Origin of the sequence: Phenylobacterium sp., assembly GCF_030681155.1 — a bacterium.
GTDB lineage: Bacteria > Pseudomonadota > Alphaproteobacteria > Caulobacterales > Caulobacteraceae > Phenylobacterium.
Genome location: NZ_JAUXXE010000058.1, coordinates 1 through 15089, shown reverse-complemented (window position 1 = coordinate 15089; position 15089 = coordinate 1). Strand labels below are relative to the sequence as shown.

Genomic DNA, 15089 nt, shown 5'->3' with positions numbered 1-15089 from the left:
CGGCGACGCTCGGCCACGTTCTGGATCGGGCCCTTGCCGTCGATCGGTTCGCCGAGCGGGTTCACGACCCGGCCCAGCAGACCGCGGCCGACCGGAACGTCCACGATTTCCGACAGACGGCGAACATCGTCGCCTTCCGAGATCGCGCGGTCGTCGCCGAAGATAACGACGCCGACGTTGTCGCTTTCCAGGTTCAGAGCCATGCCCTTCACGCCAGCCTTCGGGAACTCGACCATTTCGCCCGCCTGGACGTTGTCGAGGCCGAAGACGCGGGCGATGCCGTCACCGACGGACAGAACCGAACCGACGTCGGAGACGTCGGCTTCTTCGCCAAAATTGGCGATCTGCGACTTGAGGATGGCCGAAATCTCGGCGGCGCGGATGTCCATGGCTTACGCTCTCTTCAGGGCGAACTTGAGGGAGTCGAGCTTCGAACGGAGCGAAGCGTCGAACAGACGGGAACCGACCTGCACCTTGATGCCACCCAGAAGGGAGGGATCAACGCGGGTCTCGATTTCAGGGTCCTTGCCGAGCGCGGTTCGCAACGCGGCGGCGACACCCTTGGATTGGGCTGTAGTCAGAGGGACGGCCGTGGTCACTCGAGCGGAAACCGCGCCACGCGCGTTCGCCGCCAGTTCCTCAAAGCCGCTGATCGCGTCGAGCAACGCCGAGGCGCGGCCATTGACGGCCAACAGTCCCAGGAATTTCCGAGTGATCGGATTGAGCTTCGCCTTTACGGCCAAGGCGTCGAGCGCCTTGCCCTTATCCTCGGCGCTGAACGCCGGGGAGGCCAGCAAGGACCGCAGGTCTTTGCTGTCGGCGCACATAGATTTCAGCGCCTTCAGGTCGGCCTCGACGGCCGCCAGTTTGTTCTCATCGTTCGCGAGATCGAACAGGGCAAGGGCATATCTGCCGCCCACATTCGAAGCCTTGGAATCGTCCGCCACTTATTTATCCGCCCGGTGCGCGCAAAAAGCCGCTGTGAAGGAACTCCTCACCGCGACCTAAAGGCTTGAAAGCGCTTGGAAAAGCACAATGGCCATCGAGACTGGAAAAGCCCCTGGCCCGAAGCCGCGCGCCTGATAGCACGCGTTTTTGGGCGCCGCAACCGAACGGGCCGCGACACCTTGTATTATCCGGCATTGATAATCGGGGCTGGCTTTCGGAACACAGCCGAACCGGCGGCTAGAACCAGGCCCTCCGACGACAGCAATCGACCGTATGCGAAGACCAGAGTGCGGGTCGCCCGCTCGACCTGGGCCTCGAGCGTGACGCTCGCGCCCGGCGCTGCGACCACACCGTAGTCTAGAGTAAGAGAGACCGGCTCGGCGCCGGCGCCGGCGACCTCGGCCAGCACGGGCTCAAGCAAACTGGCCGCAGCGGCTGGCGCGGCGGGCAGGACGGTTTGGCGGCGAAGGATGTCGTCTGTCATTGGTGGCGGTCTCTTACGTGCGTGCGCGCCGCCGTCAAAGGGCCACAACGGTTACAGCCAAGAAAAAGGCGCCGGGAGACAAAGCTCCGGCGCCTTGGAGTAGCAGGCTCGACAAGACTGGCGGCTGGGAGGCGCGCCGGGATTGAGCGCGAACCTGGGACCGAAGCCTAGTTGTTGGCGACCTGTTGGGCCGGCAGGGCCACCACGTTGCACTGCTCGATCTTTTCAGCTTCGAGCTGCTTACGGGCGCCGCCGAACGAGGCCACGGCGCCAACGCTCTTCGCCAGTTCCTTACAGGTGGAGGTGGCGTAGGTTCGCGAGGACGGCGCGGCGGCCAGGCAAACGTCGCCTTCACACATGAAGACAGCGCCACCAGCGATGAGCTTGGTTTTGGCCGCGACCGGGTTTTGCAGTTTCGCGGTGATCGGATCGTCCGCAAGCGCCGCGCCGGCGAAAGAGACGGAGACAAGGGCGGCGCAGGCGGCCGCAAGGGTACGGAGCTTCATGGAAAGCCCTCCAGCGTTTCGGGGAGAAAAGGCGAACCCATGCGGGGCTCGACTTGGTTCAATCCGGAAATTCAGCGGCCGATATCCCCATCGACCACACGAGCTGAACTAAGCAACGCTAAGATAACACTGTTAAGATCGACGGCAACCGCTTTTTTCGCAGTGCAGCTATGCGGAAATGCAGGGATGCATAACCGCGTTCGACCACCCATGTGATCGCGGCTTTTCCCGGCGGCGGCCGAAACCAGCTAGCCGGAGCCGGCCCGAGGCGCTGGGCACGGCCGGGTCAATACGGAGCGGGACTGGCGACGTCCAGTGAGGACCATTGTCGCACCAGGCGGGCTAGAAGAACGGGCCTACCCGGAAAACCATGCTGATGACCGCCGCTATTCCGATGATCAATAACAGCAGGGCGGTGATGAGGGTCATCGAGGGCGGGAACGGGCTTTCCCCGTGCAGATGCCCCTCCGCCACCATCTTGCGGCGCTCAGCCCGCAGGGCCAGCATGAACTGCGCCTGGTAGATAATCCCCACGATCAGCATAGCGATGCCCAAGGCTACCAGGGCCACCCCGAAGTTCCGGGGCGCCACAGCGCTTTCGATGACATTGTTCTCACGCAGCTTCTGGAACACCTGGAAGATCGTGAAGCCGAAGCTGATCAGCGACAGCGACGTGCGTATCACAGACATCAGGGTGCGGTCGGCCGACAGCCGGGTCCGCTGGAACGACATGCCGGTACGGCGCAGCGACATCTCCGTCCGGTCGTCGGACAGGCTGGTGCGGTGTTCCGACAGGTCGGTCCGGTGATTGGAAAGCCCGGTGCGGTACTTCGAAAAGGTCACGGACGCGGCGTCGGCGTCACTCTCATCAACCACCGGGATCGGTGGGACCGGCTGGCGGCTCCACTTCGGCGCGTTGGATTCGGGAGAGGTCGCCATGAACAATGCGCTCCGCAACTAAAGGCCGCCGCTTGCCGGAACTGTGCGGCCCCCACCCTCAGCGATCTATCCGGTGTCCACCTCACTCCGACCTCGGTATCGCCCCCGAGCCTGACACCACGCCCTGGCGCCGCCTTTCCACCACAGAAGGGCGTTAAGGGGGGCTACGGCCGCTGTCGTTCACATCTCGTCAACCTTGTCGCGCGTCTGGTCGCGCTAAGTTATCTCTCGAGGCCCCGGGCGGGGTAATCGGCGAATCTTTTAGGACGACACATGGCTAAACCAGGACCGGGCCCTCGCCGGCCGGCCCAGCGCACTCCGCTACAGGCTCTCCTATATTGGACGGCCGTACTCGGCGTGTGGGCGCTCATCTTTGTGGCGGCCTTCTTCGCGGTCTTCGCCAGCGACCTGCCGGACACCTCCAAGCTTTATGACGTCGAGCGCCAGCCCTCGATCTCCTATCTCGACCGTTCGGGCGCGATGGTGGCGGTGCGCGGCAGCCAGTACGCGCCGCCGATCGACCTCGACAAACTGCCGCCATATGTGCCGAAGGCGTTCATCGCCATCGAGGACCGGCAGTTCTACTACCACTTCGGGTTCAACCCCTGGGGCATCATCCGCTCGCAGATCTACAATCTGCAGAACAAGGGCGGTCCGCTGCGCGGCGGCTCGACCATTACCCAGCAGTTGGCGCGAAACCTCTTCCTGACCACGAACCAGAACTATCGGCGCAAGGCCCAGGAGCTGATCCTGGCCGTCTGGCTGGAGGCGAAGTTCACCAAGAAAGAGATCCTCGCCCTCTATCTGAACCGGGTCTATTTCGGCGGCGGCGCCTACGGCATCGAGGCGGCCTCCCAGCGCTACTTCGGCAAGCCCGCCTCGCAGCTGACCCTCGGCGAAAGCGCCTTGCTGGCCGGCATGATGAAGGGGCCAAATCGCTACTCACCGGTTTCGGCCACCGACCGCGCCGAACGGCGCGCAACCATCGTCCTCGACGAAATGGTTCGCACCGGCGCGATCACGCCCCAGGAGCGCGACGCGGCTTTCAAGACCCCGGTGCGGGTCAATCCGACCCTGGCCAATCAGCGCGCCCAGTACTTCACCGACTATGTTGACGATCAGGTCCGCAGCCTGGTCGGCGAACCCACCGAGGACCTGGTCGTCGAGACTACGCTGGACCTGCCGATCCAGGCGGCCGCCGAGCAGGCGATGCGCAAGGGCATCGCGGCCGGCAAGGGCCAGGGCGTCGAGCAAGGCGCGCTGGTCGCCATCGATGGCGAGGGTCGCATCCGCGCCTATGTCGGCGGCGCCGACTACACCGAAAGCCAGTTCGACCGTGCGACCACCGCCCGCCGCCAGGCGGGTTCGGCTTTTAAGCCCTTCGTCTATCTGGCGGCGATGGAAGCGGGCCGCACGCCGTACGACATGGTGGTCGATGAACCGCTGAAGATCGGTAACTGGGAACCCCGCAACTATACGAATGACTTTCGCGGCCCGATGACGCTGCAGACCGCGCTGGCCCAGTCGATCAACACCGTCGCCGCACGACTGGCCAACGAGGTCGGCACCGGCAATGTGGCCGCCGCCGCCAAGCGGCTCGGCATCAGTTCCCACATCCAGCTTGATCCCTCGATGGCGCTGGGCGCCGTCGAGGTGAGCCCGCTGGAGATGGCCCAGGCCTACGCGCCTTTTTCGAACGGCGGCTTCCTGGCCAAGGGCTACGGCATCCAACGCATCCGCACCGCCAGCGGCAAGATTCTCTATGACCACAGCGTGGAAAAGAACGCTCGCCAGCAGGTGATCGGTTCGCCCGCCCTGCAGTACATGAACCAGATGATGCGCCAGGTGGTCTCGAGCGGCACCGGCACGCGCGCGAAGGTTCCGGGCTTCGACCTGGCCGGCAAAACCGGCACCACCAGCGACTATCGCGACGCCTGGTTCGTCGGCTACACCGGCGGCTTCGTCACCACCGTCTGGGTGGGCAAGGACAACAACAAGCCGATGAAGCGCGTCACCGGCGGCGGCGCCCCGGCCGGCATCTGGCGCGACTTCATGTCAGCCGCCCTGCCACGCTTAAAAGCTCAGCCCATTCCGGGCGGCACAATCGAGCCGCCGGCCCCGGAGTCCGATCCCATCGGCGATCTGGTTGACGGCATCGCCGACGCGATCGGCGGCCAACCCGCAGCTCCCGCCGAAAGAGCTCCGGCCGACGACGTGCCGTTCTAGATCGGCGGGTCTTCCGGAACTTCAGCCGGGACTTGGGCGGCAGGTTCGATGTGCTCCTCAACCACCGGAACCAGAACTTCGACCGGCGGCGGCGCCAGCACGGGAGCGGCTGGCCCGGCGGGGATCGCCTGGGCCGGGCCGCGCTTCAGCGCCACGGTCATGAAGCCGCGCCAAAGTTCGGCCGGCGCGCTGCCGCCCGTGATCCGACCCATCGAGGCCCCATCGTCGCGGCCCATCCAGACCACGGTCGTAAAGCCGCCGCTGTAGCCAGCGAACCAGGCGTCCTTGTAGTCGGAGGTCGTGCCGGTCTTTCCCGCCAGGTCATAGCCGGCGATCTTGGCTCGGCCGCCTGTGCCCGAGGCGACGGCCGTGCGCAGCATCTGGTTCATCTCGCTGAGCGCCGGGTTGGCGATGACCCGCGCCTGCGGGCCGGCCTTGCGCTGATAGATCACCTGACCGCCATTGGTGCGGATCTTCTCGATGCCATAGGCCGCGACCCGCAGCCCGCCATTCGAAAAGGCGGCATAGGCCTGGGTCATCTCCAGCGGCGAGACCAGGGTGGTGCCGAGCGCCATGGCCGGATCGGTGTTGACCGGCGAGGCGATCCCCAGCCGGCGCGCGGTCGCCGCCACATTGGCGCGCCCCACTTCGTCGGCCGTGCGCACGGCCACCGTATTCACTGATTGGGCGACAGCCTGCTCCAGCGTGATCTGGCCCAGATAGCCGCCGGCATAATTCTGCGGCGACCAGTTGCCGATGGTCAGGGGTTCGTCGATCACCGCCATGCCCGGGGTGCGACCGGCCTCGAGCGCCGTCAGATAGACGAAAGGCTTCCAGGCTGACCCCGCCTGCCGCCGGGCGGTGACGGCGCGATTATAGGGACCGGCGGCATAGTCGGCGCCGCCGATCATCGCCCGCACCCGCCCCTGCCCGTCGAGCGCCACCAAGGCCGCTTGGCCCACGGACTGGCTCTTGTAGCGAGCAAGCACCGCGCGAGTTGAATCGGCCGCCGCGGTCTCCAACGCCATGTCCATCGTGGTCTCGACCACCATGTCCTGCTTTGGCTGCGGCATGATCTGACGACGCTGGGCGTCGAGCCAGTCCACGAAATACTGGGCCGGTGCGGTGGGCGCCGAATTCCACACCTTGAGCGGCGCGGCCATCGCCTTGGCGCGATCGGCCGGAGTGATCGCCCCGGTCTCTACCATGGCGTCCAGAACCAGGGCCGCACGCCGGGCCGAAGCCTCCGGCTGCTGGATCGGGTTGTAGTTGGTCGGCGACTTCATCAGCCCGGCCAGGGTCGCGGCCTCGCGCAAGGACAGCCGCGCGGCCGGCTTGTTGAAATAGCGGCGCGAGGCCGCCTCCAGGCCATAGGCGCCTGAGCCGTAGTAGGTCCGGCTCAGATAGAGCGCGAGGATCTGCTTCTTGGAATAGGTCCGCTCAAGCTGGATCGACCAGACCAGCTCCTTGGCCTTGCGTTCGACCGTGCGGTCGGCGCTGAGGAACAGGTTTCGCGCCAACTGCTGGGTGATGGTCGAGGCGCCCTGGGTCGGACGCCCCTCGCTGACCCCATCAAGGATGGCCCGGCCGATGCCCACGGGATCGAAGCCGGTGTGGGTGTAGAACCGGCGATCCTCGATCGCGATGAAGGCCGCCGGGACATAAGCCGGCAGCTTCGCCAGATCGACCGGCGGCGCATAGCGACCACCGCGCACGCCCAGCACCGCGCCGGACCGATCGACATAGGTCACCTGCGGATCGCGCGTGATCGGCGGCAAGGGCGGCAGTTCAGGGGCGGCCATCGTCAGCGACGTGGCGGCGGCGAGGACGATCACGCGGCAGGCTCCAGGCGGGCGATGGCTTCAGCGCTCATCCGTCAGGCTCCTTCTGTCGCCTGCGCGGGGCGCGGCATAGATAATTCGCGGTAATCTTGAGCGGCTCTCTTCAGGTCGCGCTATCGAGCGGCGAACCGTTCGCCTACAGCCCCTTAGCGCCCAAACGCGTGCAGCCGTGCGCCCTCGGCCCGCAGCCAGGCCCGGTGCGGCCGCTCATCGCCGACCAGGGCCTTTACGTGGCCCCAGAACCGCGGGCCGTGATTAAGCTCCAGCAGATGGGCGCACTCATGGGCGGCGACATAGTCGGCGACCTCGAACGGGGCCAAGGCCAGTCGCCAGGAATAGCGGATCGCCGCCGGCTTGCCGGGCAGGCCAGGACGGCAGGAGCCCCAGCGGGCGCGAGCGTCCATGATTGTCACGCTGGGCAACTTTGCGCCCAGTCGCTCGCAATAGAAGATCGTGCGCTCGGTGAAGACCCGCAGCGCCTCGCGGCGGATGATCCGCACCACGGCGTTGGCGTAGACCGCGCCCTCGCCGCGCGCGGTGATCGACATCGGCGCCTCGCCGCTCGCCGGATGCAGGCGGGCGGGCTTGTCGCTGGCGCCGAGCAGACATGGCTCGCCGAACAGATGGATGGTCATACCCGGCGCCACGGCCTCGACCTGGGGCAGTTCGGCCAGGCGTTCGGCGATCCAAGAGGCGCGGTCGCGGGCGAAGGCGGCCGCCTCGGCCAATCGCCGTTGCGAGGGCGCGGTGGCGACGATCTCACGCTTGGTCCGGTCAAGCCGAAGCGAGACCCGGCGCGCACTGCGGTGGACCTTGAGACGGACGACGGCGCCAGCCACTTCCAGCCGGTCGCCGTCCGCAAGCGCGCGGCCGAAAAGACTCATGACGCCAATTTAGGCTGCGTCGCGGTCCTTTTCGAGGCCTGCTTCCTGGCGACGGATGAACGCACGCACGCGCGGATAGATCTCCTCGCGGAAACGGCGGCCGTTGAAGACGCCGTAGTGGCCCACATGTGGCTGGACGTAGTCTTCCTTGAAGTCGTCCGACAGTCCGGTGCAGAGCGTGTGCGCCGCCTGGGTCTGGCCGATGCCGGAAATGTCGTCGTTCTCGCCCTCGACCGTCAGCAGCCCGATGTCGCGGATCGAACCCGGCTGGATCGGCCGGCCGCGATGGACCAGCTCGCCCTTGGGCAGCAGGTACTGCTGGAACACATAGTCGATGGTCTGAAGGTAGAATTCTTCCGGCAGGTCGAGGACCGAGAGGTACTCGTCATAGAATTCCAGATGCTTCTCGGCGGCGTCGCCGTCGCCCTTCATCAGGTCTTCCAGATACTGCTTGTGGGCGTCCTGGTGCTTTTCGGCGTTCATCGACATGAACGAATAGAGCTGCACGAAGCCCGGATAGACGCGGCGGCCCATCCCCGGATAGGGCGCGGGCACGGTGTCGATCATCGTCGACTTGAACCAGGCGAAGGGCTTTTCCTCGGCCAGCTTGTTGGTGACCGTGGGCGAGAGGCGCGCGTCGATGGGCGAGCCCATGATCGTCATGGTGCCGGGGCGGCATTCCTCGCCGTCCTCCGCCATCAGCGAAGCGGCGGCGAGCACGGCGGGACCGGGCTGGCATACGGCCACCACATGCGGACGCGGGCCTAACTGGCGCAGCATTTCGCGGACATGGTCCACAAAGTCGTGGAAATCGAAGCGGCCTTCCATCAGCGGGACGTCGCGGGCGTTGGACCAGTCGGTGATGAACACCTCATGATCCTGCAGGAAGGCTTCGACCGTGCCGCGCAGGAGGGTGGCGTAGTGCCCCGACAACGGCGCCACGATAAGCACGGCCGGCTCCAGCTCGCGCCGGCCGGCGCGGCGCATGTCGGCCATGTCGCGGGTGAAATGGGTGAGCTTGACCCACGGGCTCGACCACACCTCGGTCTGGCGCACGCGGACAGATTGGCCCTCGATCTCGACGGAATCGATGTTCCAGGCCGGACGGCCGTAGCGGCGCGTCAGATTGGCGAACAGGTCGGCATTGGCGAAAAGCCGCCGGCCCATGTCGCTGTCCTTGGCGGGGTTCAGCGGCGACGACCAGAAGTCACGGGTCGCGCGCGCCGCGAACCGCAGCGGTGTGGAGGCGTAGTAGCCAGCCTCGTAGAGCGAGTAGAGCATCCGAGAGTCCTCTTTGCTGCACCGCAGCATAGCACGCTCGATATTAAGAGAGTCCAGACCTAAACCGTTCGGCCGCGACGGTTGGACGCTCTGCCCACAGATGGGGCGCCCCTAGCGCATCGCCTCCGAGATCTGGCGGGCGATCTCCTCAGGGGAAACGCCAAACGGGATCACGCGGTCGAAGCGGCCCTTGGGATCCATCAGATAGGCGGCGGTCGAATGGTCGACGAGATAGTCGGCGCCCTCGCCGTTCTTCTTGAAATAGACCCGGTAGGCCTTGGCCGCGGCGGCGACCTGCTCAGGCGTTCCGGTCAGGCCGATGATCCCCTTTGGAAAGATCTCGGAGCCCAGATAAGTGTTCAATTGCGCCGGCGTGTCGCGCGCCGGGTCGAGCGAGATGAACACCACCTGCAGCTTCTCGGCCTTAGGGCCCAACTGCTGCTGGGCGGCCGCCAAGGCCTGCAAGGTCGTCGGGCAGACGTCCGGGCAATAGGTGAAGCCGAAGAACACCACGCTCCACTTGCCCTTCAGCAGTGACTCGTCGGCGGGCTTGCCGTGCTGGTCGACCAGCTGAAACGGACCGCCGACGGCGGCGGGCGCGGGGCGGTCGAAGACGCCGGTCTTCCAGGCCACGGCGCCCAGGAAGATCAACCCGACGACACAGGCGGCTATCAGGATCGGAATACGGCGAGGCATGGAAACTACCTTTGGGCTCGTCAGAGGCGACGTTCGGGGCGATGCTCGCGGCATGATCTCCTCCATGAGGACACCGCCGACGCCGCCCGGTCTCGATAGGCAAAGCCCCGAGCCCATGCAAGGCGTCGGCGACTGGGGTGTCGACGGCTGGGACGGCGTCACCGAGCGCGCCGGCCGGCTGCGGATGCGCACCCTGGTCACTCTGCGCTGGATGATCATCGCCGGCGAAGCTCTAGTGTTCCTGGTCGCCGGTTTGTTGCTCGGCTTCGAAATTCCCTATGCCTTATGCTTCGCCGTTATCGGCGCGTCGGCCTGGATCAATCTGCTGACGGGGGTGGCTTCTCCGGGCCAGCGCCTGATCGGCGGCTGGGAGGCGGTGGCGCAGCTCAGCTTCGATATCGCGCAGATCTCGATCCTGCTGTTCCTGACCGGCGGGACGGCCAATCCCTTCATCCTCATGCTGCTGGCCCCGGTCACCCTGGCGGCCGCGACCCTGACATCAAGGTCCGTGACGATCCTGGCCGGCCTGGCGATCGCCAGTTCGGTGCTGCTGGCCTTCCTGAACTGGCCCTTGCCGTCGATGGACGCGCACAGCTTCAGCCCCCCGCTCACCTTCATGATCGGCTGCGCGATCGCCAACATAGCGGGGATCATCGTCATCACCGGCACGGTGCGCCAGGCGGCCGAAGAGTCCTCGCGCATGGCGCTGGCGCTCGACGTCACCCAGGCGGTGCTGGCGCGCGAGCAGCGGCTATCGGCCCTGGGGGCGCTGGCCGCCGCCGCGGCGCATGAACTCGGCACGCCGCTGGCCACCATCTCCATCGTCGCCAAGGAACTGGCCCGCGAGGCCCCGACCGCCAGCGTCAAGGAGGACGCCGACCTCCTGATCGCCCAGGCCGAACGCTGCCGCGAGATTCTGCGGCGTCTGACCGACGCGCCCGCCGCGGCCTCGGACGAGGTCCACGAGCGGATGAGCCTGCTGCAGTTGATGCACGAGGTGATCGAGCCCCACGCCGATGTGAAAGGCGTTCGGGTCGAGGCCATCGTCTCCGGCGCCCCTGGCGTGGCCGCGCCCGATATCTGGCGGATGCCCGAGGTCCTGCACGCCATGACCTCCTTCGTCGAAAACGCCGTCGACTTCGCGACATCCGAGGTGCTGATCACCGTGCGGTTCGACGCCGACACCGTCGGCATCGAGGTCCGCGACGACGGCCCAGGGTTCGCGCCTGAGGTCCTGGCAAAGCTCGGCGAGCCCTATGTGACCAGCCGCGCGGGCGTCGAAGGGGGCCGAACGGGGCACGTCGGCATGGGCCTGGGCTTCTTCATCGCCAAGACGCTGCTGGAACGGACCGGGGCTATTGTGACTTTTCAGAATGGCAGGCCGCGCGGCGCCGTGGTCGCCGCACGCTGGCCACGCAAGCGTATCGAGGTCACTGCAGCGGACGAACTGACGTGAAGGCTCTTGCGGATCGCCCGCAAGCAGCGACATGATGCCGCAGGAGGCGCATCTGCAAAACGCCCCTATCGGAGGTTGCGAATGACCGATCTCTCCGCCGATATCGCCGCCCTGCCGGACAAAAGCCTGCTTGTCCTCGACGACGACGCGCCGCTGCGCACGCGGCTCGGGCGTGCGTTGGAGCAGCGCGGGTTCGAGACCACGCTGGTCGGCAGCGTCGGCGAAGCCCTGGCCGCCGTAAAAGCTCACCCGCCAGCCTATGCGGTTCTGGACATGCGGCTGGAGGACGGCACCGGCCTGAAGGTCGTCGAAGCGGTCCGCGACGCCCGGCCCGACGCAAAGGTCATCATGCTGACCGGCTATGGCAACATCGCCACCGCCGTGGCGGCGGTGACGTCGGGGGCGATCGACTATCTGTCCAAGCCCGCAGACGCTGACGACGTCGCGCGCGCCCTGCTCGCCCGCAAGGACGAGGTGCCCGCGCCGCCGGAAAATCCAATGAGCGCCGACCGGGTGCGGTGGGAGCACATCCAGCGCGTCTACGAACTGTGCGGCCACAATGTTTCCGAAACCGCTCGTCGGCTGAACATGCACCGCCGGACCCTTCAACGCATCCTGGCCAAGCGCGCCCCGCGCTAGCGGCTAACCCTCCAGCTGCGTCACCGCGACGCCGGCGGCGCGCATCGCCGCCATGCGCGCGAAGGCGATGGTCAGCGCCTTACGCCGGGCCGGCGCCAGGGGCGTCAGCGGCGCATCGCGCAGCACCGCGCCGCCAAACCCGTCACAGACCATCAGGCCCGGCTCCTCAGGCAGGATTTCCCTCGGGAATTCCGGGGCCACGGCGAAGGCGAAGCTGTCGCAATACGGCAGATACTCATGCCATTTGCGATCGACGCGGAAGTCCTCCAGGCCCGACTTCACCTCGATGATGGTGATCTCCCCGCGGCGTCCCACAGCCATCAGGTCGGCGCGCCGCCCATTGGGCAGCGTCACCTCCGCAAGCGGCGCATAGGCGAGGTCCGTCAGCAGCCGGGCTGCGCCGCGCGTGACGTTGAGCGTGATTTCCGGTCGGCTGACCGTGATGATCGTGACGTCCATGACCAAAACCATGTTCCGGTTTCGTTCAGGAGGCAAGACCCCCCGGGCGCGGCCTAGTTGCGCGCCGGCTGCGGGAATTCCAGGCGGCTGATGTCGTAGCCAAGCTGCTTCACGCGGGCCATGGCCTGGGCCTTTACGCCGGCCGATAGGGTCGGCCGTTGGGACATCAGCCACATCGAACGGCCGCCCGGCGTGCCCAGGATCAACCAGCCCTGGTCAGGCCGGTGTTCCAGGACCCAGTATTCCTGGCGCACTAGGCCGTTGAAGAAGGTCATCTGCAGCTTGGCGTTGGTCGATCCGTCCAAGACCTTGGCCTTGGCCTTCCACTCGGTCGCCGGAGCGGCGAGCGAACCCTTGTGACAGGCCTGCACCACCGAATAGCCGTCACTGGCCTTCTGCCAGTCCGAGGTGCCGCCTTGGCAGCCGGTCTGGATCTTGTTGGGCAGGCGGGCGACCTCGTACCAGCGGCCCATCATCTTGCTCAGATCGATCCGCTGGGTCGGCGCCGGTGGAGGCGCCGCCAGGGCGGGAGCCGCGGTCATGACGAAGGCGGCGATGATTGCTGTAGCCAGTGCGCGCATGGTCGAAACGGATAACTGCTGTTCGGTGAAATTAAAAATGCCCGCGGGAATTACCCGCGGGCACATGAACGGGATCAGAATAAAATGGGGCTATTCGGCGGCGATCGTAACTGGGCGCGACGATCGGTCCTTGAAATTGATCTCCTGCAGATAGCGGATCCCATCCTCGGCTATATTGTCGCCGACCATGCGCTCGCCCTCGGCGGCCAGCTCGTCCATATCGACATAACTGGCGTAGAAGCCGCGCGTCCGCTCGGTGATCAGGCCAGCGTTCAGCAGGGTCTTGATGAGCACACGGAAGATGTTGGTCTCGCCGGTCATCTTGCGGTTCGGATCACGTGACTTCCGCCGCTCGACGATGTCGGCGATCACCCGCTCCGGATCGAGGCCGAACTTCGAATAGATCGCCTGCTGCTGCGTCGGCGAGCCCTGGTTGAACAATAGCGACTGGGCGCAGTGAGCAGCCCAATCCTCCATGATGTTTCGTTCGGCCTGGCTCATCTGCGGCACTGTGCGGTCGGCCCAAATCTTCCCGAACTTGTGGTGGAAGGCCTCGTCGGTCATCACCAGCTGGAACAGCTTCTTGGCCAGGGGGTCGCGGTTGTGCTTGTAGCCGTTGGCGAAGGCGCCCATCGCCAGGCCCTCGACCAGCATCTGCATGCCGATGATCTTCTTGTAGACCTCGGGCGCCTCGATGATCTCCACCAGCAGCGCCTTCAGCGCCGCGCCGCATTCCACCGGCCGCCCCCATCGGGCCTTGATGTACTTGGCGAAGGCGGTGACGTGGCGGGCTTCTTCGCGGGTCTGGTTGGCGGCGTATTCCTGCGCGCCCTGGTCCAGCAGCACGTGGCAGAGGCTGGCCGACAGATTCAGCGCGCCCTGCTCGCCATGCAGGATCGAGGAGAAGGAATAGAGCTGCATATTGTTGATGAAGGCGATGCGTTCCTTCGGGTCCGTCAGGGTCTGGGCCACATAGGGCAGCTTCAGGACCGGGTTCATCTCCTCCGGCGTCATCGCGACATTCTCGATGTCGAAGGGCTCGTCGAAGTCGATGTACTTCTTGTCGAGCGGATCCCAGAAATGATCGTGGGTGGCCGAGATGATCTTGTCGAACGCCGTCGAGCGGGCGCCGTAGCGGTCGAGATCCAGCATCGACTCGAAGTCGTCCGGCGCGACTGCGCCATACATGACATGCTTGGTGATGTTGCCGTCGGCCATCGGGAATCCTCCGCGAAGTATCGACCGCCTGTCTTCAGCAGGCGCTTGAAGATACTGAAGGATCGCGCCGAACGGCGTTATCGTCAAAGAAAATGACGACCACGTCAGCATTCAAACTTAGTTTGGATCGGTCGAGGGCCCGCTCAATCCGCTCATCCGGGATGAGCGGATCTACTGGAGTCCTACTCCGCCGCGATGGAGACGTTGGCGGCGACGCGATCCTTGAAGTTGATCTTCTGGAGGTACTTGATCCCCTCCTCGGCGATATCGTCGCCGACCATCTTGTCGCCCTCGGCCTTCAACTCGTCCATGTCGACATAGAGGCCGTAGAAGGCCCGGGTGCGGTCGGTGATGATCCCGGCGTTCAGCAGGGTCTTGATCAACACCCGGAAGATGTTGCTCGCCTCCTTCATGTCCTGGCGGCGGGCATCGTCGGTGGCGATGAGCTGAATTTCCTCGAGCACGCGAGCGGGGTCGAGATCGAACTCGGCATAGAGGGCGACCTGCTCCGACGGCGAAACCAGGTTGAACAGCACCGCCTGGAAGCAGTGGGCGGCCCAGTCCTCGACGATCTGGTGTTCCGTCTCCGTGAGCTTCGGAATGGTGCGGTCGGCCCAGATCTTCCCGAACTTGTGGTGGAAGGCCTCGTCGGTCATCACCAGCTGCATCAGCTGCCGGCCGAGCGGGTCGTTGAGCTTCTGATAGAAGGTCGCGAAGGCGCCCATGGCCAGGCCCTCGACCAGCATCTGCATGCCGATGATCTTCTTGTAGACCTCTGGGCTGGCGATGATGTCCACCAGCAGATCCTGCAGAACCTTGGAGCATTCGATCGGGCGGCCCCAACGGGCCTTGATGTATTTGGCGAAGGCGGTGACGTGGCGGGCTTCTTCGCGGGTCTGGTTGGCGGCGTATTCCTGCGCGCCCTGGTCCA

15 protein-coding genes and 1 pseudogene are annotated in these 15089 nt (G+C 65.6%); 3 read left to right on the top strand and 13 right to left on the bottom strand.

From position 1 onward, the window contains the following. From Q8M13_RS15410 to Q8M13_RS15390, 5 genes and pseudogenes are all read right to left on the bottom strand, one after another. Window positions 1–389: pseudogene (locus Q8M13_RS15410) on the bottom strand (F0F1 ATP synthase subunit alpha); the annotation flags it as partial. Window positions 390–392: 3 nt separating this feature from the next. Beyond that, the gene (locus tag Q8M13_RS15405; RefSeq protein WP_305300901.1) at window positions 393–947 is read right to left on the bottom strand and encodes a F0F1 ATP synthase subunit delta; all 555 of its coding nucleotides are present in this window, start codon (window positions 945–947) and stop codon (window positions 393–395) included. 185 nt (window positions 948–1132) lie between these two features. Next, window positions 1133–1432, bottom strand: a complete 300-nt coding sequence (locus tag Q8M13_RS15400) for a hypothetical protein (protein WP_305300900.1) — start codon at window positions 1430–1432, stop codon at window positions 1133–1135. 167 nt (window positions 1433–1599) lie between these two features. Continuing rightward, window positions 1600–1938, bottom strand: coding sequence for a hypothetical protein (locus Q8M13_RS15395; protein WP_305300899.1), 339 nt, complete (start codon window positions 1936–1938; stop codon window positions 1600–1602). 342 nt (window positions 1939–2280) lie between these two features. After that, complete coding sequence (locus tag Q8M13_RS15390) at window positions 2281–2877, bottom strand: YidH family protein (RefSeq protein ID WP_305300898.1); 597 nt, start codon at window positions 2875–2877, stop codon at window positions 2281–2283. A gap of 273 nt (window positions 2878–3150) precedes the next feature. Here Q8M13_RS15390 and Q8M13_RS15385 point away from each other — a divergent pair, with 273 nt between their 5' ends. Further along, a complete protein-coding gene (locus Q8M13_RS15385) occupies window positions 3151–5103 on the top strand; it encodes a transglycosylase domain-containing protein (RefSeq protein ID WP_305300897.1) in 1953 nt (650 codons plus the stop codon). Here the strand turns inward: Q8M13_RS15385 and Q8M13_RS15380 are convergent. The 4 genes from Q8M13_RS15380 to Q8M13_RS15365 form a co-directional block, all read right to left on the bottom strand. Next, window positions 5100–6938, bottom strand: a complete 1839-nt coding sequence (locus tag Q8M13_RS15380; protein ID WP_305300896.1) for a transglycosylase domain-containing protein — start codon at window positions 6936–6938, stop codon at window positions 5100–5102. The genes Q8M13_RS15385 and Q8M13_RS15380 overlap by 4 nt on opposite strands. Window positions 6939–7090: 152 nt before the next feature. Continuing rightward, a complete protein-coding gene (locus tag Q8M13_RS15375) occupies window positions 7091–7828 on the bottom strand; it encodes a M48 family metallopeptidase (protein ID WP_305300894.1) in 738 nt (245 codons plus the stop codon). A 9-nt stretch (window positions 7829–7837) separates the two neighbouring features. After that, window positions 7838–9109: a polyhydroxyalkanoate depolymerase gene (locus Q8M13_RS15370; protein ID WP_305300893.1), complete on the bottom strand. Its 1272-nt coding sequence runs from the start codon at window positions 9107–9109 to the stop codon at window positions 7838–7840. Between the two features lie 111 nt (window positions 9110–9220). Beyond that, entirely contained in the window at window positions 9221–9805 is a 585-nt protein-coding gene (locus Q8M13_RS15365) for an SCO family protein (protein WP_305300891.1), read from the bottom strand. A 64-nt stretch (window positions 9806–9869) separates the two neighbouring features. Here Q8M13_RS15365 and Q8M13_RS15360 point away from each other — a divergent pair, with 64 nt between their 5' ends. Together Q8M13_RS15360 and Q8M13_RS15355 are read left to right on the top strand one after the other, a co-directional pair. After that, a complete protein-coding gene (locus Q8M13_RS15360; protein WP_370870078.1) occupies window positions 9870–11261 on the top strand; it encodes an ActS/PrrB/RegB family redox-sensitive histidine kinase in 1392 nt (463 codons plus the stop codon). An 81-nt stretch (window positions 11262–11342) separates the two neighbouring features. After that, complete coding sequence (locus Q8M13_RS15355) at window positions 11343–11900, top strand: ActR/PrrA/RegA family redox response regulator transcription factor (protein WP_305300890.1); 558 nt, start codon at window positions 11343–11345, stop codon at window positions 11898–11900. A gap of 3 nt (window positions 11901–11903) precedes the next feature. Here Q8M13_RS15355 and mmcB read toward each other — a convergent pair whose 3' ends face one another. The 4 genes from mmcB to Q8M13_RS15335 all read right to left on the bottom strand — a co-directional run. Next, a complete protein-coding gene (gene mmcB, locus Q8M13_RS15350) occupies window positions 11904–12359 on the bottom strand; it encodes a DNA repair putative endonuclease MmcB (RefSeq protein WP_305300903.1) in 456 nt (151 codons plus the stop codon). Window positions 12360–12412: 53 nt separating this feature from the next. Further along, entirely contained in the window at window positions 12413–12940 is a 528-nt protein-coding gene (locus tag Q8M13_RS15345; RefSeq protein ID WP_305300889.1) for a lipocalin family protein, read from the bottom strand. Between the two features lie 90 nt (window positions 12941–13030). Beyond that, complete coding sequence (locus tag Q8M13_RS15340; RefSeq protein ID WP_305300888.1) at window positions 13031–14158, bottom strand: ferritin-like domain-containing protein; 1128 nt, start codon at window positions 14156–14158, stop codon at window positions 13031–13033. Between the two features lie 182 nt (window positions 14159–14340). Next, a partial coding sequence (locus tag Q8M13_RS15335; protein ID WP_305300887.1) for a ferritin-like domain-containing protein occupies window positions 14341–15089 on the bottom strand: 749 nt, incomplete at its 5' end.

Coding starts and splice junctions, on each gene's coding strand:
- Q8M13_RS15400 (WP_305300900.1), bottom strand. CDS start 1,432: ATGACAGACGACATCCTTCGCCGCCAAACCGTCCTGCCCGCCGCGCCA.
- Q8M13_RS15395 (WP_305300899.1), bottom strand. CDS start 1,938: ATGAAGCTCCGTACCCTTGCGGCCGCCTGCGCCGCCCTTGTCTCCGTC.
- Q8M13_RS15390 (WP_305300898.1), bottom strand. CDS start 2,877: ATGGCGACCTCTCCCGAATCCAACGCGCCGAAGTGGAGCCGCCAGCCG.
- Q8M13_RS15385 (WP_305300897.1), top strand. CDS start 3,151: ATGGCTAAACCAGGACCGGGCCCTCGCCGGCCGGCCCAGCGCACTCCG.
- Q8M13_RS15375 (WP_305300894.1), bottom strand. CDS start 7,828: ATGAGTCTTTTCGGCCGCGCGCTTGCGGACGGCGACCGGCTGGAAGTG.
- Q8M13_RS15370 (WP_305300893.1), bottom strand. CDS start 9,109: ATGCTCTACTCGCTCTACGAGGCTGGCTACTACGCCTCCACACCGCTG.
- Q8M13_RS15365 (WP_305300891.1), bottom strand. CDS start 9,805: ATGCCTCGCCGTATTCCGATCCTGATAGCCGCCTGTGTCGTCGGGTTG.
- Q8M13_RS15360 (WP_370870078.1), top strand. CDS start 9,870: ATGAGGACACCGCCGACGCCGCCCGGTCTCGATAGGCAAAGCCCCGAG.
- Q8M13_RS15355 (WP_305300890.1), top strand. CDS start 11,343: ATGACCGATCTCTCCGCCGATATCGCCGCCCTGCCGGACAAAAGCCTG.
- mmcB (WP_305300903.1), bottom strand. CDS start 12,359: ATGGACGTCACGATCATCACGGTCAGCCGACCGGAAATCACGCTCAAC.
- Q8M13_RS15345 (WP_305300889.1), bottom strand. CDS start 12,940: ATGCGCGCACTGGCTACAGCAATCATCGCCGCCTTCGTCATGACCGCG.
- Q8M13_RS15340 (WP_305300888.1), bottom strand. CDS start 14,158: ATGGCCGACGGCAACATCACCAAGCATGTCATGTATGGCGCAGTCGCG.